The sequence below is a fragment of the Actinomycetospora callitridis genome, assembly GCF_028737265.1.
Lineage (GTDB): Bacteria > Actinomycetota > Actinomycetes > Mycobacteriales > Pseudonocardiaceae > Actinomycetospora > Actinomycetospora callitridis.
The window spans coordinates 82245-107400 of the sequence record NZ_JAQZAK010000005.1; the positions used below are offsets into that span (position 1 = coordinate 82245).

The following is a 25156-nucleotide window of genomic DNA, read 5'->3' on the forward strand; positions in this document are numbered from 1 at the left end:
GCCCGGCGCACCGCGGGCGGTCACGCCCCGGGCAACCAGGTGCGTACCGCCGTCGCCAGCGCCGTGACCCCGAGCGTGAGCGTCGGTTCGATGACCGGGGCGTAGTGCGGCGAGTGGTTGGAGGGCACGGAGAGCAGGGCGGGGTCGCTCATGTCACCGGTGGTGAACAGCGCCGGGTCGGTGCCGCCGAGCAACCAGTAGGACAGCGGGGCGCCGGCGGCGGTCGCGAGGATGCCGACGTCCTCGCTGCCCGCACCGGCCCCCGGGTCGAGGATCGCGTCGGGCCCCAGCCACGCGGCGAAGGCCTCCAGCGTCCGGCCGAGGGCGGCCGCGTCGTTGACGACGACGGGGAAGCGCTCGATCTCGGTGATCGTCGGCTCCTGGGGCGCGCCCGAGGTCACCGCCACGCCCCGCACGATGCGCTGACCGCCCCGAGGATGCGCTGCCGCACCCCGGTGTCGTAGCTGCGGATGTTCAGCTGCAGCTCGGCCTCCCCGGGGATGACGTTCGCGGCATCCCCGGCGTGGATCGAGCCGACGGTCAGCACGCCCGTCGCCGTGCTGGGGATCTCCCGGGAGACGATGGTCTGCAGGCGCAGGACCGTCTCGGCGGCCATCACCACGGGGTCGACCGAGGCCTCCGGCATCGATCCGTGCGCCCCCTTGCCGACCAGCCGCACGCGCAGCGAGTCGGAGCCGGCGTACGAGGCCCCGGCGTGCCCGGCGATCTTGCCCGCCGGCAGTGGCGCGACGTGCTGGCCGAGGACGACGTCGGGGCGCGGGAATCTCTCGTAGAGCCCGTCGTCCACCATGGCTTGGGCGCCTGCCCCGAGCTCCTCAGCGGGTTGGAAGGCCAGCAGGAGGGTGCCCGACCAGCGGTCCCGAGCGGTGGCGAGGGCCTCGGCCGCGCCGAGCAGGCAGGTCGTGTGCAGGTCGTGACCGCACGCGTGGTCGACGGACACGGTCTTGCCGTGCTCGTCGGTCGCGGTGACCGTGCTGGCGTAGTCCAGCCCGGTCTCCTCCCGGACCGGCAGCGCGTCCATGTCGGCCCGCAGCAGGGCGGTGGGGCCGGGCCCGTTGCGCAGGGTCGCGACCACCCCGGTCCGCCCGACCCCAGTGGTGACGGCGAAGCCCAGGCCGTCGAGCCGCTCGCCGACGATCCCGGCGGTGCGGTGCTCCTGGAAGCCGAGCTCGGGGTGCCGGTGGAGGTCCTTGTACAGCTCGGCGAGCCCGGGATCGATCGTGATGTCGTCGTGTGCGGCCACGGCTGGTCCTTCCCCCGACGTGTCTCCCCCGACGAGGCGCTCGTCGCCGTGTCCGTCGCCGTGGCGACGTGGTGAACGCGTCCGACGTGGTGGACGACGCTGCCCCCGGTGGCCGACGGTAGGGCGCGCGCCGGGGGCGGTGGAAGACGACGTCGCACCGGGTCGGCACACGGCTGGGCCGGGCTGGGGCACTCAGGCGCTCGGGTGCGTTCGCCCGGAGCGCCGGGCCGCTCGATCCGTCCGGACGCGCCGTGGTCAGGTCCCGCGGCCGGCGTGCGCGGGGCCGCCGGCGGCACCCGGAGGTGCGGTGACCACCCCGGACGGACGGCGCCGCGCCGACGGCGAGCCCAGGGCCCGGGAGATCCCGCGGGCGGTGGCCCGGACGGCCGGGACGATGGTCCGCGGGTCGCTGCCCGCGCTCGGCACGACCACCGACATCGCCGCGACGACCCGGTCGTCCTCCCCGCGGATCGGGGCCGCGACCGAGAGCGAGAGCAGGTCGACCATCCCGTCGCAGACCGCCACGCCCTCGCGCCGGACGCCGGCCAGGGTCCGGCGCAGCGCGTGCGGGTCGGTGACCGTGCGCGGGGTCAGGGCGCTCAGGGGGCCGGCGAGGACCTCCTCCTGCACCGAGGCGTGGGCGAACGCGAGCAGCACCTGGCCGACCCCGGTGGCGTGCAGGGGCATGCGCCCGCCGACGCGGCTGAACACGCGCACGGCCTCCGGGTGCGCGAGGCGCTCGACGTAGACCACCTCGTGGCCGTCGCGCACCGCGAGCTGCACGTTCTGCCGCGTCGCCTCGTAGAGGTCCTCGAGGTAGGGCATGGCGCGTTCCCGCAGGCCCAGGCTGCGCGGCGCGAGCGCCCCGACCTCCCAGAGTCGCAGGCCGATCCGGTAGCGGCCGTCCTCGCCGCGCTCGAGGGCGCCCCAGGCGGCGAGCTCGCCGACCAGCCGGTGCGCCGTGGACAGCGGGAGACCGGCCGCGCGGGCGATGCCCGACAGGGACAGGGCCTCCGCCCCGGGGCCGAACGCGGACAGGATCCCGAGCACGCGACCGGTGACCGACGGTCCGCTCTGACCGTCGCGCTGAGGGCTCACCCTGCGCTCCTTCCGGTGGCCGGAAGCTCGATTCTGGCACGGCGCCGGCGCCAGGCACCCTGGCGGCGTGAGCGCAACGCAGGAGCCCGCGACGCAGCGGGCGGTGTCCGCCGAGATCGCCGAGGCCGCGGCCGCGCCGACGCGGCCCGACGGCCATCCCGAACGGGCCTACCGCCCCTACCGCAGCACCGCCCTGCGGTCCCCGCAGCGACCCCTCGTCGTCACGCCGCCGAGCCTGACCGAGATGGCCGCGCCGGTGTTCGGCGCGGCCGACGTGGCCCCGATCGACTCCGACCTGACCCGGCACCACGCCGGCGAGCCGCTCGGCGAGCGGATCATCGTCACGGGCCGGGTCCTCGACGGCGACGGGCGCCCGGTGCGCCACCAGCTCGTCGAGGTCTGGCAGGCCAACGCCTCCGGGCGCTACCGCCACGAGGGCGACCAGCACCCCGCGCCGCTCGACCCGAACTTCACCGGCGGCGGCCGGGCGCTCACCGACGACGAGGGCCGCTACCGCTTCGTGACGATCAAGCCGGGCGCGTACCCGTGGCGCAACCACACCAACGCCTGGCGTCCCGCGCACATCCACTTCTCGCTGTTCGGCACGGCGTTCACCCAGCGCCTCGTCACGCAGATGTACTTCCCCGGGGACCCGCTGTTCGGGCTCGACCCGATCTTCCAGTCGGTCACCGACGAGAAGGCGCAGCAACGGCTGATCGCCGCCTACGACCACGACGTGACCCAGCCGGAGTGGGCGCTCGGCTACCGCTGGGACATCGTGCTCGACGGCGCGCACGCCACGCCGCCCGACGTGGACGGAGCCTGATGCTCGACCTCACGCCCTCCCAGACCGTCGGGCCGTTCTTCGCGTTCGGCCTGCCCTTCGACGGCGGCGGCGACGTCGTCCCCATGGGCACGCCCGGCGCGATCACGCTGCACGGCACCGTGCGCGACGGCGCCGGCGTGGCGGTGCCCGACGCGCTGCTGGAGTTCTGGCAGACCGGTCCCGACGGTCGCGTGCCGGTGCGCCCGGGCGCGCTGCACCGCGACGGCCGCTCGTTCACCGGCTTCGCCCGCGTCCCCACCGACCGGGCCGGCGACTACCGGCTGCGCACCCTGCGGCCGGCGGCACCGTCGGGCTCCCGCGACGCCCCCCACATGGCCGTGACGGTGTTCGCGCGCGGCCTGCTGCACCACCTGTTCACCCGCGTCTACTTCCCGAACCACGTCGAGGCGAACGCCGCCGACCCGCTGCTCGCGCAGCTCGACGAGGAGCGCCGGGCCACGCTGATGGCCGTGCCCGACGGCGGCGTCACCGGCCCCGGGTACCGCTTCGACATCCGGATGCAGGGCACCGGGGAGACGGTGTTCCTCGACCTCTCCGCCCACGGGCTCGCCCAGCCGCCGGCCGCGACCACCGAGACCCCGGCGTGAGCGCCCCGGACCGCACGCAGGTCGCGATCGTCGGTGGCGGACCCGCGGGTCTGATGCTGGCGCACCTGCTGCGGCTGCGCGGGGTGGACTCGGTGGTGCTCGAGGCCCGGCCGCGCGGGCGCGTCGAGACCCGCCAGCGCGCCGGCATCCTCGAGCACGGCACGGTCGAGGCCCTGCGCGAGGTCGGCGCCGACGCGCGGATGGACGAGCTCGGCATGCCGCACGACGGCTTCGAGCTGCGCTTCTCCGGGCGCAGCGTGCGCGTCGACATGCAGGAGCTCACCGGCGAGCGCGTGATGATCTGGGCGCAGACCGAGGTCACCAAGGACCTCATCGCGCTGCGCCTGGAGCAGGACGAGCCGCTGCTGTTCGACGCCGAGGTGCTCGCGGTCGAGGACGTCGAGACCGACGGTCCGACCGTGCGCTACCGCCACGAGGGCGCCGAGCACGTGCTGCGCGCCGACGTCGTCGTCGGCGCCGACGGCTCCCACGGGCCGGCGCGCCGCGCGATCCCCGAGCACCTCGTGCGGCGCTTCGAGCGCATCTACCCGTACTCGTGGCTGGGGATCCTCGCCGACGTGGCGCCCTCGTCGCACGAGCTGATCTACGCCCGCGGGCGCACCGGGTTCGCGCTGGCCTCGATGCGCTCGTCGTCGGTCACCCGCGCCTACATCCAGGTCCCGAACGGCACCGACGCCGCCGACTGGGCCGACGAGGCGATCTGGGACGAGCTCGCGGCACGCTTCGCGCTCGACGACGGGTCGTTCACCCTGGCCCGGGGGCCGATCACCGACAAGTCGGTGACCCCGATGCGCAGCGTGGTCACCGAGCCGATGCGCCACGGGCGGCTGTTCCTCGCCGGCGACGCCGCGCACATCGTCCCGCCCACCGGGGCGAAGGGCCTCAACCTCGCGGTCGCCGACGTGCGCGTGCTGGCCGAGGCGCTCTCCGAGTGGTTCGCCACCAAGGACGAGACGCTGATCGACGCCTACTCCGACACCGTGCTGCGCCGCGTCTGGAGGGCCGCGCACTTCTCCTGGACGATGACCACGATGCTGCACGTCGACCCCGACGGCGACCCCTTCGACGAGCAGCTCGCCCTGGCCCACCTGCGCCACATCGCGACGTCGGAGTCCGCCCGTCGCGCGCTGGCGGAGAACTACCGGGGCCTCGCCCTGGGTGCGGTGTAGCCGGCGCCTAGGCTGCGCCCGACGAGCGGCCTCGTCGAGCGCAGACCCCGGGGGAGAACACCGCATGGGCGACCGGCTGATCTTCCAGCTCGGCACCAACAACTGGCAGCGCGACGGGGAGTTCGCCCCCGGCTCGGGGATCCTCCACGAGGCCCACCACACCGCGTACAACGATCTGCCCGGCGTGCGCTGCTACTCGGTGTTCCCGTCCCGGGTGCAGCGCTGGCGCACCGACGACGTGCGGGTCTTCCCGCTCGAGCACGACATCCCGATCTGCGAGTCGATCTCCCCGGTCTCGAGCTACCGGTGGCACGCGATGGACCCCGACGAGGTCGACGCGTACCGGGCGCGCCTGACGGCCTTCGTCACCGAGTGGATCGACGAGATCGAGGCCACCACCGGCGACGAGTTCGGCCTGGCGATCGCCCACCACGCGTTCATGAACGCCGTGGTCATGCGCGACGTGATCCGGGCGCGGACGGCGGCGGGACGCCCGCGCATGCCGCTGCTGGACTTCGCCCACGGCACCGAGCTCAAGATGTACGTGCACGAGCAGCGCGGCGACAACCCCGCGGAGTTCCCGTGGCGGTTCCTCCCGTTCATGCAGCAGGAGAAGATCTTCGACTGGTCCGCGGGCCCGGAGCACGGCGTCGACGTCGTCGCCTCGATCTCGTCGGAGCAGATCGAGGCGTTCTCGGCGGTCTTCCCGGAGTTCCCGCGCGAGCGGATGGTGCTCTCCCACAACGGCTACAACCAGCACGCCTTCTTCCCCGCCCCGGAGCTCTACGCCGACCGCGAGCGGGTGCTCGCCGGCTTCACGACGCAGCCGCCGGTCGGGTCCGAGCGGGCGCCGGAGGCGGTCGCGCCCGAGGGCGGGTTCGACGCCGTCGTCGCGTTCGTCGGCAAGTTCGCCGACTGGAAGCGCCTGGACGCCCTGCTGCGCGCGGCGGCCTCCTACGAGCGCGGCGATCGGCGCGTGCTGACCCTCGTCGCGGGCTCGGGGCCGGTCGAGGAGCAGGTGAAGATGCACGACCTCGCGGCCTCGCTCGGCCTGGAGCGGACCTACTTCCTCGGGCCGCGCCAGCAGGAGGAGCTCGCGACGCTCTTCGCCTGCGCCGACGTCGGCGTGTTCCCCTCGTACCGCGAGCCGTTCGGGCTCGTGTTCCTCGAGTGCATGGCCTGCGAGACCCCGGTGATCGGCGCCGATTCCGGCGGGCCGCGGGACTTCGTCACCGACGAGGTCGGCACGCTCGTGCCCGAGACCGACAACCGCGAGGAGCTCGCCGACTCCCTCGCCGCCGCGGTCACCCGGGCGCTCGACGAGGGCTGGAAGCAGGGCAAGGGCCCGGACGCGGCCCGCTACGCGCGCGATCGCTTCAGCGTCGTCAAGCAGGTGTCGGACCTGCTCGGCGAGGTGGACCGGCTCACCGGCGACTAGATCCGGGTGACCCGGTCCACCAGGCCCGAGGTCGCGACCATCGTCGTGAACCGTGCGACCCCCGGGACGCGGGCGAGCGTGCGCCGCAGCAGCACGTCGAGGGCCTCGACGTCGGCGACGTCGACGCGCAGCAGGTAGTCGACGTCGCCGGTGACGTGGTGGCAGCTCACGAGCCCGGCGAGGTCGACGATGTGGCGCTCGAAGCGCCCGACGGTGTTGGCGGTGTGGTCGACGAGCGTCGCCGTCAGGTGCACGACCAGCCCCCGGTCGACGGCGTCGGGGTCGAGGACCGCGCGGTAGCCGCGCACCACCTTCTCGCTCTCGAGGCGCCGCAGCCGGCGCTGGGCCGACGACGCGGAGATCGACACCGCCTCCGCGAGGTCGGCGAGGCTCTCCCGTCCGTGGTCGGCGAGGTGGTCGAGGATGCGGCGGTCGACCCGGTCCAGGGCGGGCTGGGCGGATCGTGCACGGTGTGGCGCGGTCATGACGCCATCATGCGCCTGCGGGCGGGCGACCGTGGAAGATCGCCCGGCATCACCCGCGGCCGCGCGCGCATCGTGGAGGAATGACGAGGCGAACGGCGCTGGGCGCGATGGTGCTGGCCGGCGCGGGGTGGGGAGCGGTCTTCGTGGCGCCGGAGCTGGCGCCGCTCGCGCCCGCCCTGCTGCTGGCGATGGGGAGGTTCGTGGCGTTCGGGGCGGTGTCGCTGCCCCAGCTGCGGCGCGTGCTGCGCACGGACGTCCCGTGGGTGCGGGTGACCGCGCACGCGATCACGGGCTCGCTGCTCTACTACGGCCTCGTCGCCCTGTCCGTGCGCCTTGCGGGCCCGACCATCGCCGTCGCGACCATCGGCCTCGTCCCGGTGGTCATGGCGCTGATCTCCGCGCGGCACCGGGGGCGCGCGGGCCTGATGGCCCTGCTGCCGGCCCTCGCCCTCGTCGGCGTCGGGCAGGTGCTCGTGCACACCTCGCCCACGCCCGGCCCCGGCGGCTGGTCCGCGGTGATCGGCACGCTGCTCGCGCTCGTCGCGGTGGCGTCCTGGAGCTGGTACGGCCTCGACTCGCACCGCCTGCTCGCCGACCGCCCCGACCTCGGCCCGGTGCTCGCCGGCGCCCAGGGTCTCGCCGCCGGGGTGCTGGCCCTGCCGCTGGCGATCTGGCTGCTCGCGACCGGTGGTGTGCCCGCCGAGCCGGTGCGCGCCCTGCTCGTCGTGCTCTTCCTCGGCCTCGTGTCGTCGTGGCTGGCGGTGCGGCTGTGGCACGCCGCGGCCGCGCGGCTCTCGCCCGTGCTGGTCAGCCAGTTGATGGCCCTCGAGACCGCCTGGGGCTTCGTGTTCGCCGCGCTGCTCGCGGGCGCGGTGCCCGGCCCGCTGGCCCTGCTCGGCGAGGTGGCCCTCGTCGCCGGCGTCGCCCTGGCCGTGGTCACCGACGGGCACCGCGAGCGGCGGGCTCTCGCCGCTCACGGGACCCCGGGCTCGTCGGCGAGCAGCGCCCGCGCCGCCCGCAGTGCCGCGTCACGCACGCGGGACGAGCGGGGGTCCTCGGCCGAGGTGTGCGCGACGGCCTCGAGCAGCGCGCACACCTCGAACCCGGCGTAGTCGCCGGCGAGCCCGGCGTAGCGACCGATCGCGACCCGCCGTCGCAGGACGGCGGCGGCGCGGTCGATGGTCTCGGCGTCGAGCCGCGCGCGGGCGCGGCGATGATCGGCGTGGGCGGACACGGCGGCTCCCCGGGGGCAGGCACGAACGGACAACTGCGCCGCGGGGGAAGCGCGACACCGACCATCCTGCCCTCGACCCCCGACAACGGGCCGGCGCGCGCCGGGGTCCGTGGGAGCGAGGGCGTCCCTGGGTGCGTGGGACGCAGCGAGGGCGTCCCTCGCTGCTCGGCCCCGGGTCCCGCGAACCCTCAGCCCACCGGCCAGCGCACGACCAGCCGGGTCCCGCCGTCGGGCGAGGTCGTCGCGCGGGTGGTGCCGCCCCGCCCGGCGACGAGGCGCGCGACGAGCGCCAGGCCGAGGCCGCTGCCCTCGCCCGCCTCGGGGGTCAGGCGGGTGAAGCGGTCGAACACCCGGTCGCGGTCCGCGGGCGCGATGCCGGGCCCGTCGTCGTCGACCAGCAGGCGCACCCACCGCCCGGCGGGCACCACCGACACGTGCACCACGGTCGCGGCGTGGCGCCGGGCGTTGGCGAGCACGTTGTCGAGCACGATCGCGACCTCGGCCGGCGTCGCGGCGACCGTCACGGGCATCGGGGCCCACAGGGTCATCGCGACCAGGGGCTCCTCGGGCAGGCGCGCGAGCGCCTCGCCGACCGCGTCGACGAGGTCCACCGGCCGCGCCGGCATCCGCTCGCCCGAGTCCGCGCGCGCCAGCGCCAGCAGGTCGCCGACCAGGTCCGAGAGCCGCGCGGCCTCCCGCGCCACCGACCGCCACGTCTCGTCCACCGAGGCCTGATCCGAGACCTGCCCCGGGTGCGCGACGGCGACGTCGGCCTGGGCGCGCAGGGCGGCGATGGGGGAGCGCAGCTCGTGCGCGGCCTCGCTCGTGAAGCGCTCGAGGCGCCCGACCGCGTCGTCCCGGCGGGCCAGCAGCGCGTTGATCTCGACGGCGAGGGCGGCGAGCTCGTCGCGCGAGGGCGGGACCGGCAGGCGCTCCCCGGGCGCCACCGCCGCGGCCGCCACGCGCATCCGGTCGACCGGACGCAGCGCCACCCGCGTCGCGACCCACGCCGCGACGCCCACCCCGACCGCGCCGAGCAGGGCGGCCACGGCGAGCCAGCGGGCCGCGTCGGCGAACAGGCTCGCGGCGCCGACCAGGTCGCGCGACGCCAGGACCAGGCGCGGCGACCCGTCCGGCGCCGGCACCGGCACGGCGACCCAGCGCTGCGGTCCGAGTGGGCCCTCGACGACGGTCACGGGCTGCCCGGCGGCCAGCCGGGACAGGGCGTCCGCGTCCACCGGGCGGGGCCCGCGGCCGTCGACCGGCGACCCCGCCGCGTCCACCACCCGCACGCCCGGCGGCACCGGCGTCCCGCCGGCGACCGCTCCCGTCGCGGCGGCCGCGCGCTCGGCGAGCGTCTGGTCCCCGCTCTCCACCAGCGCGGAGAACAGCAACCCGCCGGCCACCCGGCCCACCGCGAGCAGCGCGACGACGGCGACGATCCCGACCACCAGGGTGATCCGCGTCCGCAGCGAGCGGCGCGCCCACCAGGACGTCACCCGGAGCCCAGCCGGTAGCCCCGCCCGCGCTCGGTGCGCACGAGCTCCCCGGCGCCGACCGCGGCGAGCTTGCGCCGCAGGTAGCCGACGTAGACCTCGACGACGTTGCGGCTCGCCGACCCGCCCCCGCCCCACACCGCGGCGAGCAGGTCGTCGCGCGTCATCACGGCGTCGGGGTGCACCGCCAGCGCGTGCAGCACGGCGAACTCGCGGGCCGAGAGCTCGACGTCGCGGCCCTCCCACGTCACCGACCGGGTCGCGGGATCGAGGCTCAGCGCGCCGTGCACCACCCGCGTGGTCGCGGGTCCCGAGCGGCGCAGCATCGCGCGCAGCTGGGCGACGAGCACGACGAACGAGAACGGCTTCACGAGATAGCCGTCGGCGCCCAGGTCGAGCCCGTCGGCCTGGTCGACCTCGCCGTCCTTGGCCGAGAGCAGCAGCACCGGCGTGGCGACGCCCTCGGCGCGCAGCGCCTCGAGCACCCGGTAGCCCGAGAGGCCGGGCAGCATGATGTCGAGGACCACGGCGTCGTAGGCGCCGGTCGAGGCCTCCTGCAGGCCCGCGTGGCCGTCGGCGACCGACCGGACCTCCATGCCCTCGGCGGCCAGCCCGCGGGCGAGGGCGTCGCGCACCCCCGGCTCGTCGTCGACCACCAGCACCCGGGGCACGGCACCGACGGTAGGCCTCCTCCCCGTCGCCGACGCTGAGAGGAGTCTCAGCACGCGGGGGACACGATGGGGTCATGGGTCGCAGGCGCTGGGTCGGGGCAGGGTTGGGTGCGGTGCTCGTGGGCGCCGTCGGTGTGGGTCTCGTGGTCGCCCCGGCGGGCGCGTCGGCGGCGCCGGTGCTGCCGCCGGTGAGTCCCGAGGACCTCGTGTCCTCGGTGATGACCGCCGACCAGCAGCCGTTCGCCGGCGAGGTCGAGGTCGACAACGCCCTCGGGCTGCCCGCCGTCCCCGGCGTCCCGCAGCTCGCGAACGGCACGTCCTCGGTGCGCGTCTGGTCCGGCGGCGAGGGACGCGGGCGCGTCGCGCTCCCGTCGTCCGACGGCGAGCGGACGCTGGTCTCGGACGGGACGACGCGCTGGTCGTACGACTCGCGCGACCGCACCGCGACCCGCGCCCCGGCCGGGGAGGGCCGTCCCGACAACGCGGAAGCCGGCCCCGACAACCAGGACCCGACCACCGCCGCGACGCAGGCCATCGCGACGCTGCGGCAGTCGAGCACCGTCGCCGTCGACGGCACCGCCGAGGTCGCCGGCCGGGCCGCCTACCAGCTGGTGCTGACCCCGCTGCCCACCGAGCGCACGCTGCTGCGCGAGGTGCGCGTGGCGGTCGACGCCGAGACCCGCCAGCCGCTGCAGCTCACGGTGCTCGCGCAGGGCTCGGGCGAGCCGGCGCTGCAGGTCGGCTTCTCCGAGATCGCGTACGGACCGCAGGACGCGTCGCTGTTCACCTTCACCCCGCCGCCCGGGACGACCGTCCGGGACGCGCCGGCCGGCGAGGGCCGTCCGGACCGCCCCGAGGGCGAGGAGCAGGGCCAGCGGGTCGGCGAGGGCTGGGACACGGTGATCGTGGGCCGGGCGCCGCAGGGTCAGCCGGAGGGCCAGCCCGAGGGCCAGCAGCCCGAGGGTGCCCCGGACCTGTCCACGCTCGGCACGCCGGTGAGCGGCCCGTGGGGCAGCGGCCGCGTGATCACCACCGCCGTCGCCACCGTGATCGTCACCGACGACGGCCGGATCGCGGCCGGTGCGGTGCCGCAGCAGGTGCTCACCGAGGCCCTGGCCCGGTGACGGCGGGGACGAGCGCGCCGACGGACCAGCAGCCGGCGACCGTGTCCTCCTCGGACGCGGTCGCCGCGCGGGTCCGCGGGCTGCGCAAGACCTTCGGGGACACGGTGGCGATCGACGACGTCGACCTCGACGTCCCGGCCGGCGCCGTGCTCGGGATGCTCGGCCCGAACGGGTCGGGCAAGACCACCCTCATCCGGATGCTGCTCGGGCTGACACGCCCGACCGCCGGGACGGTGGAGCTCCTCGGCCGCAGCGGCAACGACCTGGCCTCGGCGCTCCCGGACGTCGGGGCGCTCGTCGAGGGGCCGGGCTTCCACCCGTTCCTCTCCGGTCGCGACAACCTCCTGCGCGCCGCCGCCGCCGAGCCGCGCCTGGACGGCAATCTGCGCGAGCCGGTGGACGCGGCCCTGGAGCGTGTCGGGCTCGCCGACGCTGCCCGCAAGCGCTACCGCGCCTACTCCCTGGGGATGAAGCAGCGCCTCGGGCTCGCCGCCGCGCTGCTCGTCCCCCGGCGCCTCGTCGTGCTCGACGAGCCGACCAACGGCCTCGACCCGGCGGGCACCCGCGACGTCCGGCGGGTCGTCGCCGAGCTGCGCGCGTCGGGGGCGACGGTGCTGCTCTCGTCGCACCTGCTCGCCGAGGTCGAGGCGGTGTGCAGCCACGTCGCGGTGCTCCAGACCGGGACGCTGCTGGTGGCGGGCGAGCTGCAGACGCTGCTCGACGCGGACACCGGCGGCCTGGTGGTGAGCACCCCCGACGTCGACGACGCGATCCTCGCCCTGCGCGAGGCCGGCGCGCCCTCGTACCGCGCCGAGGGCGGGGTCGCGGTGCCGCCCGGTCGGCTCGAGGCGCCGGAGGTCGTGGCCGCGCTGGTCGCGGCGGGCGTCGCGGTGTGGGAGGTCCACCGGCGTCGGGCCCACCTCGAGGAGCTCTTCGCCCGCCTGACCGAGGAGGACGCGTGACGACCCTCGAGACGCGCACCGCCACCCGGACCACGGCCCCGCTCGGACGGCTCGCGGCCGCCGAGGTCCGCTGGGTCCTGCGCCGCCCGCGGACCCTCGTGCTGCTCGGGCTCCTGGCCCTCGTCCCCGTGGCGATCGGCGTCGGCATCGCCCTGACCGGCGGGCCGGGTGACGGCGACCGCGACGGCCCCGGGCTGGTCGCCGCGGTGGCCGGCAACGGCCTGGTCCTGCCGATCGCCGCGATGGGGCTCGCCCTGACGTTGCTGCTGCCCCTCACCGTCGCCACCGCGTCCGCCGACGCCCTGGCCGGCGAGGCCTCGCACGGCACGTTGCGCGGGCTGCTCCTGGCGCCGGTCGGGCGCACCCGGCTGGTCGTGATGAAGGCGGTCGGCGTCGTGACCGTCGCCGTGCTGGCCGTCCTGCTGGTCGCCGTCGTCGGCGTGCTCACCGGGCTCGTCGTCGTCGGCGGCCCGAGCGGCACCATGATCACGCTCTCCGGCACGACGCTCGGGCTCGGCGAGGCCCTCGGGCGCGTCCTGCTCGTGGCCGCCTGGACCGTCGTCCAGCTCCTCGCGGTCGCCGCGGTGGCCCTCGCGGTCTCGGCCTTCACCGAGCACCCGCTCGTCGTCCTGGCGTCCGTGCTCGGCGGGCTCATCGTCTTCGGTGTCCTCGCCGCGATCCCGTCGCTGGAGTGGCTCCAGCCCCTGCTGCTGACCTCCGGCTGGAGCGCCGGCACCGACGCCCTGCGCGACCCGCTGCCGCTCGACGGCCTCGTCTCCAGCACCGGGCGCGCGCTGGTCTACCTCGTCCTCGGCGTCGGGATCACCGTGTGGCGCATGCGGCGCCGGGACGGGTAGGGCGGCTCAGACGAACGCGTCGCGGTGGTCGCGGACCCAGGCCGCGAAGCTCCGGCCCGGCGTCCCGAGCAGCGGGGCGACGTCGTCGACCGGCTGGGGCTTGCCGTCGCTCGCCGACCAGAGACGCAGCAGGGTGTCGGCGAGCCAGGGCGGGGCGAACCGGCCCATCCGCTCGCGGTACTCGTCGGCCGAGAGCGCGGCCACCTCGACCTCGCGCCCGACCTCGGCGGCGATCACGCCGACCTGCTCCCGGAACGACAGCGACTCCGGCCCGGTGAGGCTCGGCGCGGTGCCCCGGACGGCGCCGCCGGTGAGCGCGGCGACGGCGACGTCGGCGATGTCGGCCTCGTGGATCGGGGTGACGTGGCTGTCGGGCAGGGGCAGCTCCACCCGGCCCGCGCGCACCCCGTCGGCCCAGTCGAGGGTGTTGGCGGCGAACGCGCCGGGGCGCAGGAACGTCGCGGTGACCTCGGAGTCCCGCCAGGGCGCCTCGACGACGCGGTGCATCGCGCCGATCCGGTCCTCGGGGTCGTCGTCGATCACCGACAGCGAGGAGAGCAGCACGATGTGCTCTACCCCGGCAGCGCACGCGGCCTCGGCCACCACGGACCCGTCGCCCGAGGCGTAGAGGAAGGCCTGCTCGACGCCGTCGAACGCCGCGGGCAGCGTCGACGGGTCGGCGAGGTCGGCGGCGACCGTGGCGACGCCCGCGGGCACATCGAGGACGGACGGGTCGCGCCCCGAGGCGCGCAGCCGGTCGGCGGGGACGCCGGCGGCGAGCAGGCCGTCGAGGACGGCGTGGCCGACGTGGCCACGGGCTCCGGTCACGAGGATCATGCGAGCACCTTCCTTTCACGAACAGCGTTCGTCACGAACACCGTACGCCACGAACGCCGTTCGTCAAGCTAGGGTCGTCCGTGTGCCCCCCGGACCCCGCACCCGCCCGGCGAAGACCGCCCTCAGCCGCGAGGCGGTGGTCGCCGCGGCGCTGCGCGTCGTCGACGAGGTCGGCTACGACGCCGCGAGCATGCGGCGGGTGGCGGCGGAGCTCGAGACCGGGCCGGCGTCGCTCTACGTCTACGTCGCCGACCGCCACGAGCTGATGGAGGCGGTACACGACCTCGCCCTGGCCGACGTCGCGCTCCCGACCGAGGCCGACGGCGATTGGCGCGCCCGCCTCGAACTGCTGATCGACCGCATGGTCGCGGCGCTGTCCGCCCACGCCGACATCGCGATGGCGGCCATCGCCGGGGTGCCGCTGGGTCCGCACTCGTTGCGGGTCAACGAGGAGGTGCTGCGCCTGCTGCGGGTCGGCGGCATCGACGACGCCGCCTGCGCCTGGGCCGCCGACCTCCTCGGGCAGTACGTGGCCTCCTCGGCGCTCGAGCAGGCGGCGTGGCACCGGGAGCAGCGCCAGATCGCCGATCCGGACCGGGCGACGACCGAGGCGATGGGCGCCGCGTTCGCGGGTCGCATCGACGCCGTCTACGCCGCCCTGGACCCCGCGCAGTTCCCGACGATCGTGGCTCTGCGGCCCCTCCTGACCGGCGGCGGGGGCGACGCGCGGGCCTCCTGGAAGCTGCGGGTGATCGTCGACGGCCTCCTGGCCCAGGGGTAGCCGCGCGCCGTCGCGCGCGGGTGCCCATCATGGGCGCCATGACGCTGCTGGCTGCGCTCCTCGAGGGAGGCCTCGACGACCCCGAGGCGATCCGCATCGGGGACACGTCGATGTCCGGCCCGGAGCTGCTCGGAGCGGCCTCGGTGGTCGCCGACCAGATCGTCGACCGGTCCGCCGAGGGCCCGGTCGCGGTGCTCGCCGAGCCGACGGCACAAGCGATCGTGGCGATGGTCGGCGGCCTGCTGGCCGGCACCCCGGTCGTCCCGGTGCCCCCGGACGTCGGGTCCGGCGAGCGCGCGCACCTGCTCGCCGACTCCGGGGCGTCGCTCTGGATCGGGGAGCGGCCCACGGACGTCACCCTGCCGGTGCGCAAGGTCGACCTGAGCCGCCGCAGCGGCGACGTCGCCCGCGAGGCCCCGCTCGACGGCCCGGCCCTGGTGCTCTACACGTCGGGGACCACCGGCGCGCCCAAGGGCGTGCTGCTGTCGCGGACGGCGATGGCGGCGGGGCTCGACGGTCTCGCCGACGCGTGGGAGTGGACCGCCGACGACACCCTCGCCCACGGCCTGCCCCTGTTCCACGTCCACGGGCTGGTCCTCGGTGTCTTCGGTGCGCTGCGGCTCGGGTCGCGGCTGGTGCACGTCGGACGACCCCGCCCCGACCTCTACGCCTCGGCCGTACGCGACCACGGCGCGACCCTGCTGTTCGGGGTGCCGACGATCTGGTCGCGGATCGCCGCCGACCCGGCCGCCGCCGAGGCGCTGCGCTCCGCGCGGCTGCTCGTCTCCGGCAGCGCGCCCCTGCCCGTCCCGGTGTTCGAGAAGCTGCGCGAGCTCACCGGCCAGGCGCCCGTGGAGCGCTACGGCATGAGCGAAACGATGATCACCCTGTCGGTCCGGGCCGACGGCGAGCGCCGCCCCGGGTGGGTCGGCGTCCCCGTGGCGGGCGTCGAGACCCGGCTCGTGTCCACCGACGAGGAGACCGACGGCGAGCTGCTCCCGCACGACGGCGAGTCCATCGGCGAGCTGCAGGTCCGCGGGCCCGGCCTCTTCACCGGCTACCTCGGGCGGCCGGAGGCCACGGCGGAGACGTGGACGAAGGACCGCTGGTTCCGCACCGGCGACGCCGCGGTGATCGACCCCGGCGGCTACCACCGGATCGTCGGTCGCCGGTCGGTCGACCTCATCAAGACCGGCGGCTACCGGGTCGGCGCCGGCGAGATCGAGACCGCGCTGCTCGAGCACGACGGCATCCGCGAGGCCGCGGTGGTCGGCGAGCCCGACGACGACCTGGGCCAGCGGATCGTCGCCCACGTCGTGCTCGCCGGCGACCCGGTGGACCCCGAGGAGGTCATCGCCTTCGTCGCCGAGCGCCTCTCGGCCCACAAGCGCCCGCGCGAGGTCCGCGTCGTCGACGCCCTGCCCCGCAACGCCATGGGCAAGGTGCAGAAGGCGCGCCTCTGAGCAGCGGCGACCATGTCTGAGTAGTGGGCTACTCATGACCTTTCCTTCGACGTGACGGAAGCTCGTCCGAGCGCGGCCCGGCCGCCTCCCGCTTCCGCGTCGAAGGGATCCGACCCATGAGCAGCGAGGCCGGCGTCGCCGCGACGGATCCCGAGCCCGACGTGCCGGAGCCGGCCGAGGCCGCTGCCTACTGGTGTCCCGAGCACCTCCAGGCCTGCCCGCCCACCTGCCAGGTGCTGATCCAGTGGCACGACACCCACGACCTGCCCGACCACTGGTAGCCCGGCGACTGGTGGGACCCGCAGGGCGACCCCTGGCAGTACCACCCGCGCGACAACCCGAACGGCTGGGACCCGGTCGAGAACCCCTGCGGCTACCACCCGCGCAGCGAGCCCCACTGCTGGGAGCTCGACCGCAACCCGGAGGGCTACCACCCCGAGTACAACCCGAACTGCTGGCACCCCGACTACAACCCGTACGGCTGGCACCCACCGCCGTGCCCTTCGGCTGGAGCCCGATCCACCAGCCGTTCGGCTGGCACCCCGTCTACTACCCCTGGGGCCACGACCCGTACTACAACCCGGGCGGCTGGCACCCGCAGGAGAACCCGGACGGCGACGCCGACCCCAACGGCCGCTACACCCCCGAGGACGCCGAGGGCGAGGAGCCGCCGCAGCCGACCGACCCCGACGACGACACCACCGAGCCGCCGGGCAGGCCCCTGAACGAGATCGACCGCGAGCTGCAGGACCAGCTCGCCGAGCCCACCCCGGCTCCCGGGGAGACACCGGAACCGCTCGATCCTCGCGTCGTCGAGCTGCAGCTGGAGCGCCAGGAGGCGCTGGACTCCGGGGACGAGGGGAGGCTCGAGGAGATCGACGCCCGTATCCGGGAGCTCGAGGCCGAGGGTCCGGACGCCCCGGCCGGCCCGGCCACCCCGGACGGTGAGGAGGCCCCCGAGGAGGCCCCGGACGCCGCGGCGGCCACGCCGGACGTCGAGTTCGCGGGCACCCGGGAGGCGCCGCCCGAGGACGACACCGACGAGCAGGACACGAGCGCGCCGGCCGAGTCGTCCGAGGACCAGGAGTCCCCGGAGCCGGAGCCGGAGCCCGCGACCGAGACCGAGACCGAGTCCTCGGCGGCGGCGTCGTCGTCCGACGAGGAGAGCAGCGGCGGCGACGGCGGTGGGAGCGACAGCGGCGGGGACGGCGGCGACTCCCTGCTCCCCTGACCCAGCGACCCTCCGCCGGGACGCTTCGGTTTTCGAAGCATCTGAGCGGGAGGTCATGGCTCGACCCGAGCGGACCTCCGCCCCTGACAGCCCTCGTCGGGGCGTCGACGCGGGGTTCCTCGCTCACCCAGGGCGCCGGACCCTCAGGACGGCGTCGTAGAGGAACCGCGGCCGCCCGTCGGGCTGGACGGCGTCGCGACCGCGGCGCTCGGCCACCTCGACCGTCCAGCCGTCGAGCGCGTCGCCGAGCTCGGTGACCAGCTCCTCGGCGGTGGCGAACATGTCGTGCGGGTGGTGGTGCCCACCGTCGTGTCCCGCCTCGGGAGGCATGCCCTCCGGGTCGTGCCCGACGAGCAGCAGCGTCCCGCCGGGGGCCACGGCACGGGCGATCGCGCGGTAGAGGCGGGGCCGCACCGCGCCGGGGAGCTGCATGAAGTGCGCGGTGACGAGGTCGTGGGAGCCGGGCAGCTCCTCGGCGAAGAGGTCGACCGGGATCGTCGTCACCCGGTCGGCGACGCCCTCGGCCTCGGCGCGCGCGGCGACGCGACCGAGGGCGACCTCCGAGACGTCGATCGCGGTGACCCGCCAGCCCTGCTGCGCCAGCCAGATCGCGTCACCGCCCTCGCCGCTGCCGACGTCAAGCGCGGTGCCGGGCGCGAGGTCGGCGACCTCCTGGACGAGGACGGCGTTCGGGGCGCCGCTCCAAATCTGCTCGCTGCCGCTGTAGCGCTCGTCCCAGAACGCGGCGGTGTACTGCTCGTGGGTGGTCATGCGACGGCTCCCTCGCGGTGGCGGGCGACGGCCCGGGCGGTGTCCTCGACGACGAGATCGGCGTTGATGCGGGCGCCGGCGAGCGTGCCGGCGGCCGCGGAGGCGACGACCTGGGCGGACAGGTCGCTGACGTTGCCCGCGACCCAGACGCCGGGCACGACGGTCTGCCCCGTGACGTCCTCGGCCGCGGCGTAGCGCCCGCCCCACGGGTGGTCGGCGAAGGGGACGCCCAGGTCCTCCAGCACCGCACTGCGCGCGACGAAGCGCGGGGCGAGGGCCAGCGCGGTGCGGGGCAGCACGCGCCCGCTCGCGAGGCGCACGCCGGAGAGACGGTCGTCGGTGATCTCCAGGCCCGTCACCTCCTCGTCGACGACGGGGATACCGAGGGCGGCGAGCTCCTCGGCCTCCTCGGCGGTGGGCTCCGGGGCGTGGTGGCGCAGGTAGACGAGGTCGGCGGTCAGCTGCCGGAAGAGCTTCACCTGGTGCAGGCTCCCCGGCCCGGTACCGAGCACGGCCAGCGGCTGGTCGCGCACCTCCCAGCCGTGGCAGTACGGGCAGTGGAGCACGTCGCGGCCCCAGAGCTCGCGCACACCGGGCAGGTCGGGCAGCTCGTCGACCAGGCCGGTGGCGACGAGCAGGCGCCGCGCGTGCAGCGTCTCCCCGTCGGCGGTGTCGACGGCGAACAGGTCGCCGACGCGCCGGGCGGCGACGGCGGTGCCGGGGCGCACGCGGCCACCGTAGGACTCCACCTCCGCGCGCCCGAGACGCACGAGCTCGGCGGGCGGGAGGCCGTCGCGGGTGAGGAAGGCGTGCACCCCGGCGGCCGGGGCGTTGCGGGGCTCGCCGGCGTCGAGCACGAGCACCGAGCGGCGGGAGCGGGCGAGGGTCAGCGCGCCGGACAGCCCGGCCGCGCCACCCCCGAGGACGAGGGCGTCGAGGGGTTCGTCGTTCATGCTCACGAGCCTGCTCCGCGGCGCCCCGCGCGACGAGGATTCTTGCCAGAATGGCAAACGTGACGACCGACGACGTGCTCGACGGGCTGGGCGCACGGCTGGCGACCCGGCGACGGCGGGAGGGCCTGGGGCTCGCCGAGCTGGGCGAGCGCACCGGGATCTCGGTCAGCACCCTCTCCCGGCTCGAGACCGGCGGCCGGCGGGCCACCCTCGAGCTGCTGCTGCCGCTGGCGACCGTCTACGGCACCGGGCTCGACGAGCTCGTCGGGCTGCGCGAGGCCGCGCCGGCCCGCGACGCGCCGGTCTCGCGCAGCGAGGACACCGTCATGTACCGCCTGTCCCGCAGCCCCGGCCAGCCCGCGGCCTACAAGTTCGTCTTCTCGCCCGCCCGCAACACCCCGCCCGACGAGCTCCCCGTCCACCAGGGCTGGGAGTGGGTCTACGTCCTCGCCGGCCGGCTCCGCGTGATCAACGGCGATGACGACCTCGTGCTGCGCCCGGGCGAGGCGACCGAGGTCGACACCCGCCGCCCGCACTGGCTCGGCACCACCGGCGAGGGCCCGGTCGAGGTCCTCGCGCTCTTCGGGCGCCAGGGCGAGCGCGTGCACATGCGCGCCTGACCATCGTGTTCTGACACGGTCAAGCACTCACGAGGGCGCAGGCCCGAGGGTGGCCTGTCGCACGGTGGAGAACCGGTCGGCGCTGCCGGTTCTACGATCCCGGGTCATGACCTCAGGTGGGACAGAGCTGGACGAGGCGCCCGAGGAGCTGACGCTGGCGGCCGAGTTCGACGACCCGACGCGCGCGCAGTGGCAGGAGCTCGTCGCCGGCGTGCTGGCGAAGTCGGGCCGGGAGGTGACGCCCGAGGAGGCCGAGGCCGCGCTGGCCACGGTGACCGACGACGGCATCACGATCGCCGGGCTCTACGCCGCCGAGGACGCCCCGGGCGTCGACACCGGCGTCCCCGGGCTCTCGCCGTTCGTGCGCGGCGCCCGCCCCGAGGGGCAGGTCGCCGACGGGTGGCTCGTGCGCCAGCGACACGCGTTCCCCGCCGACGTCGAGGTCGCCGAGGCCCACGACGTCCTCATGGCCGAGCTGGAGAACGGCGTCTCGTCGCTCTGGCTCGTGCTCGGCGACGCCGGCGGCCCGCCCGTCGCGGCACTCGACGGGCTGCTCGAGGGCGTGTTCGTCGACCTCGCGCCGATCGCCCTCGAGGCCGGCCGCGACACCCCGGACGCCGCCGCGGCGCTGCTGCGCTTCGCCGAGCAGGCCGGGGCCGGCGCGATCCCCGGCTCGCTCGGCTACGACCCGCTGCTGGACCGCACGCAGGGCGGGCCCGCGCTCGATCAGCAGTACCGCGACGCCCTCGTCGAGCACGCGAGGACGGCCGCCGCGAGCCACCCGCAGCTGCGCACCGTGGTCGCCGACGGCCGGCCCTACCACCGCGCCGGCGGCAGCGACGCCCAGGAGCTCGGGGCCGCGCTGGCCGCCGGGGTCGCCGCCCTGCGCACGCTCACCGAGGCGGGCCTGAGCACCGACGAGGCCTTCGCCCGCCTGGAGTTCCGCTTCGCCGCCACCGCCGACCAGTTCGCGACGCTGGCCAAGCTCCGGGCCGTGCGCCGCTGCTGGGACCGCATCGGCGACGTCAGCGGCGCCGCGGAGAGCAGCCGGGCGATGGCGCAGCACGCCGTCACGAGCCCCGCGATGATCACCCGCCGCGACCCCTGGGTGAACATGCTGCGCAGCACCGTCGCCGCCGTCGGCGCGGGACTCGGCGGTGCCGCGGCCGTCACGGTGCTGCCCTTCGACAGCGAGCTGGGTCGCCCCGACGAGGCCGCCCGCCGCCTCGCGCGCAACACCCAGGCGCTGCTGCTCGAGGAGTCGCACCTCGCGCACGTGATCGACCCGGCCGGCGGCTCCTGGTACGTCGAGTCGCTCACCGACGCGCTCGCCCACGCGGCCTGGGAGGAGTTCACGCGCATCGAGCGCGACGGCGGGATCGAGGCCGTGCTCGACGACGGCAGCCTCGCCGCCCGCCTCGACGCGACCTGGCAGCAGCGCGCGGGGCGCATCGCCGCCCGCTTGGACCCGATCACCGGCGTCAGCGAGTTCCCGAACCTCCACGAGGAGCTCCCGCGCCGCGCGCCGCGCCCCGACACCGACCACGAGGGCGGCCTGCCGCGGCGTCGCTACGCCGAGGTGTTCGAGACGCTCCGGGACCGTGCCGACGCCGCCGAGGAGCGCCCCACGGTCTTCCTCGCGACCATCGGCAAGCTCGCCGAGTACACCGCCCGCGTGTCGTTCACCCAGAACCTGATGGGCGCCGGCGGCATCGTCACCGTCGACGGGCCGGGCGGCACGGACACCGCGGAGATCGCGAACGCCTTCCGCGGGGCCGGCACCCCGGTCGCGGTGATCGCGTCGTCGGACAAGAACTACGACCAGTACGCCGCCGACGTCGCGGCCGCCCTGCGCGAGGCGGGTGCCGCGCGCATCCTGCTGGCGGGGAAGAAGGACATCGACGGTGTGGACGGCACGCTCCACGCCGGCTGCGACGCGGCCGCCGTCCTGCGTGACACGCTCGACGAGCTGGAGGGTCAGCGATGAGCATCCCGAACTTCGGCGACGTCGAGCTCGGCACGCCCGAGGCCGCCTCCGGCGACTGGGAGGCCGCGCTCGAGGCGTCGACCGGCAAGGGCTCCGAGGACCTGGTGTGGGAGACCCCCGAGGGCATCGGGGTCAAGCCGCTCTACACCGACGCCGACCTCGAGGGCCTCGACTTCCTGCGCACCTACCCCGGCATCACGCCCTACCTGCGCGGGCCGTACCCGACGATGTACGTCACCCAGCCCTGGACGGTGCGCCAGTACGCCGGGTTCTCGACGGCCGCGGAGTCCAACGCGTTCTACCGGCGCAACCTCGCGGCTGGGCAGAAGGGCCTGTCGGTCGCGTTCGACCTGCCGACGCACCGCGGCTACGACTCCGACAACCCCCGCGTCTCCGGCGACGTCGGCATGGCCGGGGTGTCGATCGACTCGATCCTCGACATGCGCCAGCTCTTCGACGGCATCCCGCTGGACCGCATGTCGGTGTCGATGACCATGAACGGGGCCGTGCTCCCGGTGATGGCGCTCTACGTCGCCGCGGCCGAGGAGCAGGGGGTGTCGACGGACCAGCTCGCCGGGACCATCCAGAACGACATCCTCAAGGAGTTCATGGTCCGCAACACCTACATCTACCCGCCGAAGCCGTCGATGCAGATCATCTCGGACATCTTCAGCTTCACCTCGGAGAAGATGCCGAAGTTCAACTCGATCTCCATCTCCGGCTACCACATCCAGGAGGCCGGGGCCTCGGCCGACCTGGAGCTGGCCTACACGCTGGCCGACGGGGTGGAGTACCTGCGGGCGGGCCGTGATTCTGGGCTGACTGTCGACGAATTCGCGCCCAGGCTGTCCTTCTTCTGGGGCATCGGCATGAACTACTTCATGGAGATCGCCAAGCTCCGCGCGGCGAGGCTGCTGTGGGCGAAGCTCGTGGCGTCGTTCGGCGCGACGAACCCGAAGTCGCTCTCCCTGCGCACGCACAGCCAGACCTCGGGCTGGTCGCTGACCGCCCAGGACGTCTACAACAACGTCGTCCGCACCTGCGTCGAGGCGATGGCGGCGACGCAGGGCCACACCCAGTCGCTGCACACGAACGCGCTCGACGAGGCGCTCGCGCTGCCCACCGACTTCTCCGCGCGCATCGCCCGCAACACCCAGCTGCTGCTGCAGCAGGAGTCCGGGACGACGCGCACCGTCGACCCGTGGGGCGGCTCGGCCTACGTCGAGCGGCTGACCCAGGAGCTCGCGCAGCGGGCGTGGGCCCACATCCAGGAGGTCGAGTCCACCGGCGGCATGGCGCAGGCGATCGACGAGGGCCTGCCCAAGATGCGCATCGAGGAGGCCGCCGCCCGCACGCAGGCGCGCATCGACTCCGGGCGCCAGCCGCTGATCGGCGTCAACAAGTACCCGCTGACCTCGGGCGAGGACGTCGACGTCCTCAAGGTCGACAACGCCGACGTGCTGCGCCAGCAGGTCGAGCGCCTCAAGCAGCTGCGCGAGGACCGCGACGACGACGCCGTGCGCTCGGCGCTCGAGCAGCTGACCAACGCCGCCCGCGCCGCGTCCGAGGGCACCCGGGAGAGCGGTCTCGAGAGCAACCTCCTCAAGCTCGCCATCGACGCCGCGCGCGCGAAGGCCAGCGTCGGGGAGATCTCCGACGCGCTCGAGGAGGTCTACGGCCGGCACCGCTCGGACGTCCGGACGATCTCCGGGGTCTACCGTGACGAGGTGGGCGAGAACTCCGCCGTCGAGCAGGCCAGGCAGGCTGCGCAGGCGTTCGAGGAGGCCGAGGGCCGCCGGCCCCGCATCCTCGTCGCGAAGATGGGCCAGGACGGGCACGACCGCGGGCAGAAGGTCATCGCCACCGCGTTCGCCGACCTCGGCTTCGACGTCGACGTGGGCCCGCTGTTCCAGACCCCGGGCGAGGTCGCGCGCCAGGCCGTCGAGTCCGACGTGCACGTCGTCGGCGTCTCGTCGCTCGCCGCCGGGCACCTCTCGCTCGTGCCCGCGCTCCGCGACGAGCTCGCCGAGGCCGGTGCCGGGGAGATCCTGATCGTCGCCGGCGGCGTCATCCCGCCCGGCGACCACCAGGAGCTGCTCGACAAGGGCGCCGCGGCGATCTTCGGCCCGGGCACCGTGATCGCCGAGGCGGCCACGCAGCTGCTGGAGACCCTGTCGCAGCGGCTGGGGCACAGCACGTCCTGATGGATCTGGACAAGTACGTCGACGGCGTCCGGTCCGGTTCGCGGCTCTGGATCGGCCGGGCGATCACGCTCGTCGAGTCGACCCGCCCCGACCACCAGGAGGCCGCGCAGGAGCTGCTCGTCGAGCTGCTGCCGCACGCCGGCGGGGCCCGGCGGATCGGCATCTCCGGGGTGCCCGGCGTCGGGAAGTCGACGTTCATCGGCGCGCTCGGGTCGACGCTCACCGCCGCGGGGTCGAAGGTGGCGGTGCTGGCCGTCGACCCGTCCTCGACCCGCTCCGGCGGCTCCATCCTCGGCGACAAGACGCGGATGAACGAGCTCGCAGGAGACGACGACGCGTTCATCCGCCCGTCGCCCACCGCCGGGACGCTCGGCGGGGTCGCGAAGGCGACGCGCGAGACGATGGTCGTGATGGAGGCGGCGGGCTACGACGTCGTCATCGTCGAGACGGTCGGCGTCGGGCAGTCCGAGACGACCGTCGCGCAGATGGTCGACTCGTTCCTCTTCCTCACCCTCGCCCGCACCGGCGACTCGCTGCAGGGCATCAAGCGCGGCATCCTCGAGATCGCCGACGTGATCGCGGTGAACAAGGCCGACGGTCCCCACGCCCGCGAGGCGAAGCGGGCGGCCCGGGAGCTCGAGCAGGCGCTGGCGATGCTCCGGGGGGAGCGCGAGTCCTGGAAGGTCCCGGTCCTGACCTGTAGCGCCGCCGAGCGCACGGGTCTCGACGACGTCTGGTCGGCGCTGGTGCGCCACCAGGAGCACCTCGACGCCGAGGGCGGCCTCGCCGAGAAGCGCGCCCGCCAGCAGGTGGACTGGACCTGGCAGATGGTCCGCGACCGCGTGCTCGGGCGCCTGAAGGACCATCCCGAGGTCAAGGACATGCGCAGCGAGCTCGAGCGCGAGGTGCAGGCCGGCGAGCTGACCCCGGCGCTGGCCGCCGACCGCATCCTCGACGCGTTCCTCGGCACGCGCGGCTGACCCGGTCACCGTCCGGGGGAGATGCTTCGAAACCGAAGCGTCGCGGGCGAGGTGGTCGACTCCGAGCGGGTAGAAC

25 protein-coding genes are annotated in these 25156 nt (G+C 75.2%); 16 read left to right on the plus strand and 9 right to left on the minus strand.

All coding sequences use genetic code 11. From position 1 onward, the window contains the following. Positions 1–20 precede the first annotated feature (20 nt). From PH191_RS29965 to PH191_RS17705, 3 genes are all read right to left on the minus strand, one after another. Positions 21–407 (minus strand): zinc-binding metallopeptidase family protein, encoded by a 387-nt coding sequence (locus tag PH191_RS29965; protein ID WP_337994069.1) that lies wholly within the window; start codon positions 405–407, stop codon positions 21–23. Then, positions 398–1264: an amidohydrolase gene (locus tag PH191_RS17700; protein ID WP_337994070.1), complete on the minus strand. Its 867-nt coding sequence runs from the start codon at positions 1262–1264 to the stop codon at positions 398–400. The genes PH191_RS29965 and PH191_RS17700 overlap by 10 nt, the downstream gene beginning before the upstream one ends. A 255-nt stretch (positions 1265–1519) precedes the next feature. After that, positions 1520–2362, minus strand: coding sequence for an IclR family transcriptional regulator (locus tag PH191_RS17705; RefSeq protein ID WP_274195944.1), 843 nt, complete (start codon positions 2360–2362; stop codon positions 1520–1522). Between the two features lie 103 nt (positions 2363–2465). Between PH191_RS17705 and pcaH the strand changes: the two genes are divergently transcribed. The 4 genes from pcaH to PH191_RS17725 all read left to right on the plus strand — a co-directional run bounded on the left by pcaH (position 2466) and on the right by PH191_RS17725 (position 6424). Then, positions 2466–3188, plus strand: a complete 723-nt coding sequence (pcaH, locus tag PH191_RS17710) for a protocatechuate 3,4-dioxygenase subunit beta (RefSeq protein WP_420791828.1) — start codon at positions 2466–2468, stop codon at positions 3186–3188. Further along, a complete protein-coding gene (gene pcaG / locus PH191_RS17715) occupies positions 3188–3796 on the plus strand; it encodes a protocatechuate 3,4-dioxygenase subunit alpha (protein WP_274195945.1) in 609 nt (202 codons plus the stop codon). The genes pcaH and pcaG overlap by 1 nt, the downstream gene beginning before the upstream one ends. After that, positions 3793–4986, plus strand: coding sequence for a 4-hydroxybenzoate 3-monooxygenase (locus tag PH191_RS17720; RefSeq protein ID WP_274195946.1), 1194 nt, complete (start codon positions 3793–3795; stop codon positions 4984–4986). Before pcaG ends, PH191_RS17720 begins: the two co-directional genes overlap by 4 nt. A 64-nt stretch (positions 4987–5050) precedes the next feature. Next, positions 5051–6424 carry a glycosyltransferase gene (locus PH191_RS17725; protein WP_274195947.1) on the plus strand — a complete coding sequence of 458 codons (1374 nt, stop codon included), beginning with the start codon at positions 5051–5053 and terminating at the stop codon, positions 6422–6424. On the opposite strand, the gene PH191_RS17730 is transcribed toward PH191_RS17725, so the two are convergent. Then, on the minus strand, positions 6421–6909 hold the full coding sequence (locus tag PH191_RS17730) for an Lrp/AsnC family transcriptional regulator (protein ID WP_274195948.1): 489 nt from the start codon (positions 6907–6909) through the stop codon (positions 6421–6423). The genes PH191_RS17725 and PH191_RS17730 overlap by 4 nt on opposite strands. Before the next feature lie 80 nt (positions 6910–6989). On the opposite strand from PH191_RS17730, the gene PH191_RS17735 reads away from it, so the two are divergent. After that, positions 6990–8021, plus strand: a complete 1032-nt coding sequence (locus PH191_RS17735; RefSeq protein WP_274195949.1) for a DMT family transporter — start codon at positions 6990–6992, stop codon at positions 8019–8021. A gap of 310 nt (positions 8022–8331) precedes the next feature. Here the strand turns inward: PH191_RS17735 and PH191_RS17740 are convergent, their stop codons facing one another. Further along, the gene (locus PH191_RS17740; protein WP_274195950.1) at positions 8332–9642 is read right to left on the minus strand and encodes a sensor histidine kinase; all 1311 of its coding nucleotides are present in this window, start codon (positions 9640–9642) and stop codon (positions 8332–8334) included. Further along, positions 9639–10301 carry a response regulator transcription factor gene (locus tag PH191_RS17745; protein WP_274196182.1) on the minus strand — a complete coding sequence of 221 codons (663 nt, stop codon included), beginning with the start codon at positions 10299–10301 and terminating at the stop codon, positions 9639–9641. The genes PH191_RS17740 and PH191_RS17745 overlap by 4 nt, the downstream gene beginning before the upstream one ends. Before the next feature lie 83 nt (positions 10302–10384). Between PH191_RS17745 and PH191_RS17750 the strand changes: the two genes are divergently transcribed. Genes PH191_RS17750 through PH191_RS17760 form a run of 3 tightly spaced genes read left to right on the plus strand, consistent with a single transcriptional unit; the run spans position 10385 to position 13253 of the window. Next, a complete protein-coding gene (locus PH191_RS17750; RefSeq protein WP_274195951.1) occupies positions 10385–11434 on the plus strand; it encodes a LolA family protein in 1050 nt (349 codons plus the stop codon). Next, a complete protein-coding gene (locus PH191_RS17755; protein WP_420791819.1) occupies positions 11431–12396 on the plus strand; it encodes an ABC transporter ATP-binding protein in 966 nt (321 codons plus the stop codon). Before PH191_RS17750 ends, PH191_RS17755 begins: the two co-directional genes overlap by 4 nt. Then, complete coding sequence (locus tag PH191_RS17760) at positions 12393–13253, plus strand: ABC transporter permease subunit (protein ID WP_274195953.1); 861 nt, start codon at positions 12393–12395, stop codon at positions 13251–13253. The genes PH191_RS17755 and PH191_RS17760 overlap by 4 nt, the downstream gene beginning before the upstream one ends. 6 nt (positions 13254–13259) lie before the next feature. On the opposite strand, the gene PH191_RS17765 is transcribed toward PH191_RS17760, so the two are convergent. Then, positions 13260–14090: an NAD(P)H-binding protein gene (locus PH191_RS17765; protein ID WP_274195954.1), complete on the minus strand. Its 831-nt coding sequence runs from the start codon at positions 14088–14090 to the stop codon at positions 13260–13262. 82 nt (positions 14091–14172) lie between these two features. Here PH191_RS17765 and PH191_RS17770 point away from each other — a divergent pair, with 82 nt between their 5' ends. The 4 genes from PH191_RS17770 to PH191_RS17785 all read left to right on the plus strand — a co-directional run bounded on the left by PH191_RS17770 (position 14173) and on the right by PH191_RS17785 (position 17565). After that, the gene (locus PH191_RS17770; RefSeq protein ID WP_274195955.1) at positions 14173–14871 is read left to right on the plus strand and encodes a TetR/AcrR family transcriptional regulator; all 699 of its coding nucleotides are present in this window, start codon (positions 14173–14175) and stop codon (positions 14869–14871) included. A 38-nt stretch (positions 14872–14909) separates the two neighbouring features. Next, positions 14910–16334, plus strand: a complete 1425-nt coding sequence (locus tag PH191_RS17775; RefSeq protein ID WP_274195956.1) for an acyl-CoA synthetase — start codon at positions 14910–14912, stop codon at positions 16332–16334. Positions 16335–16450: 116 nt separating this feature from the next. Continuing rightward, on the plus strand, positions 16451–16615 hold the full coding sequence (locus tag PH191_RS17780; protein WP_274195957.1) for a hypothetical protein: 165 nt from the start codon (positions 16451–16453) through the stop codon (positions 16613–16615). A gap of 215 nt (positions 16616–16830) precedes the next feature. Beyond that, a complete protein-coding gene (locus PH191_RS17785; protein ID WP_274195958.1) occupies positions 16831–17565 on the plus strand; it encodes a hypothetical protein in 735 nt (244 codons plus the stop codon). A 123-nt stretch (positions 17566–17688) separates the two neighbouring features. Here the strand turns inward: PH191_RS17785 and PH191_RS17790 are convergent, their stop codons facing one another. Together PH191_RS17790 and PH191_RS17795 are read right to left on the minus strand one after the other, a co-directional pair. Next, positions 17689–18336: an SAM-dependent methyltransferase gene (locus PH191_RS17790; protein ID WP_274195959.1), complete on the minus strand. Its 648-nt coding sequence runs from the start codon at positions 18334–18336 to the stop codon at positions 17689–17691. Then, the gene (locus PH191_RS17795; protein WP_274195960.1) at positions 18333–19289 is read right to left on the minus strand and encodes an NAD(P)/FAD-dependent oxidoreductase; all 957 of its coding nucleotides are present in this window, start codon (positions 19287–19289) and stop codon (positions 18333–18335) included. The genes PH191_RS17790 and PH191_RS17795 overlap by 4 nt, the downstream gene beginning before the upstream one ends. Before the next feature lie 50 nt (positions 19290–19339). Between PH191_RS17795 and PH191_RS17800 the strand changes: the two genes are divergently transcribed. The 4 genes from PH191_RS17800 to meaB all read left to right on the plus strand — a co-directional run bounded on the left by PH191_RS17800 (position 19340) and on the right by meaB (position 25080). Continuing rightward, positions 19340–19909 carry an XRE family transcriptional regulator gene (locus PH191_RS17800; RefSeq protein WP_274195961.1) on the plus strand — a complete coding sequence of 190 codons (570 nt, stop codon included), beginning with the start codon at positions 19340–19342 and terminating at the stop codon, positions 19907–19909. 106 nt (positions 19910–20015) lie between these two features. After that, on the plus strand, positions 20016–21896 hold the full coding sequence (locus PH191_RS17805; RefSeq protein WP_274195962.1) for a methylmalonyl-CoA mutase family protein: 1881 nt from the start codon (positions 20016–20018) through the stop codon (positions 21894–21896). Next, complete coding sequence (gene scpA / locus PH191_RS17810; protein WP_274195963.1) at positions 21893–24100, plus strand: methylmalonyl-CoA mutase; 2208 nt, start codon at positions 21893–21895, stop codon at positions 24098–24100. The genes PH191_RS17805 and scpA overlap by 4 nt, the downstream gene beginning before the upstream one ends. After that, positions 24100–25080: a methylmalonyl Co-A mutase-associated GTPase MeaB gene (gene meaB / locus PH191_RS17815; RefSeq protein WP_274195964.1), complete on the plus strand. Its 981-nt coding sequence runs from the start codon at positions 24100–24102 to the stop codon at positions 25078–25080. The genes scpA and meaB overlap by 1 nt, the downstream gene beginning before the upstream one ends. Positions 25081–25156 lie beyond the last annotated feature (76 nt).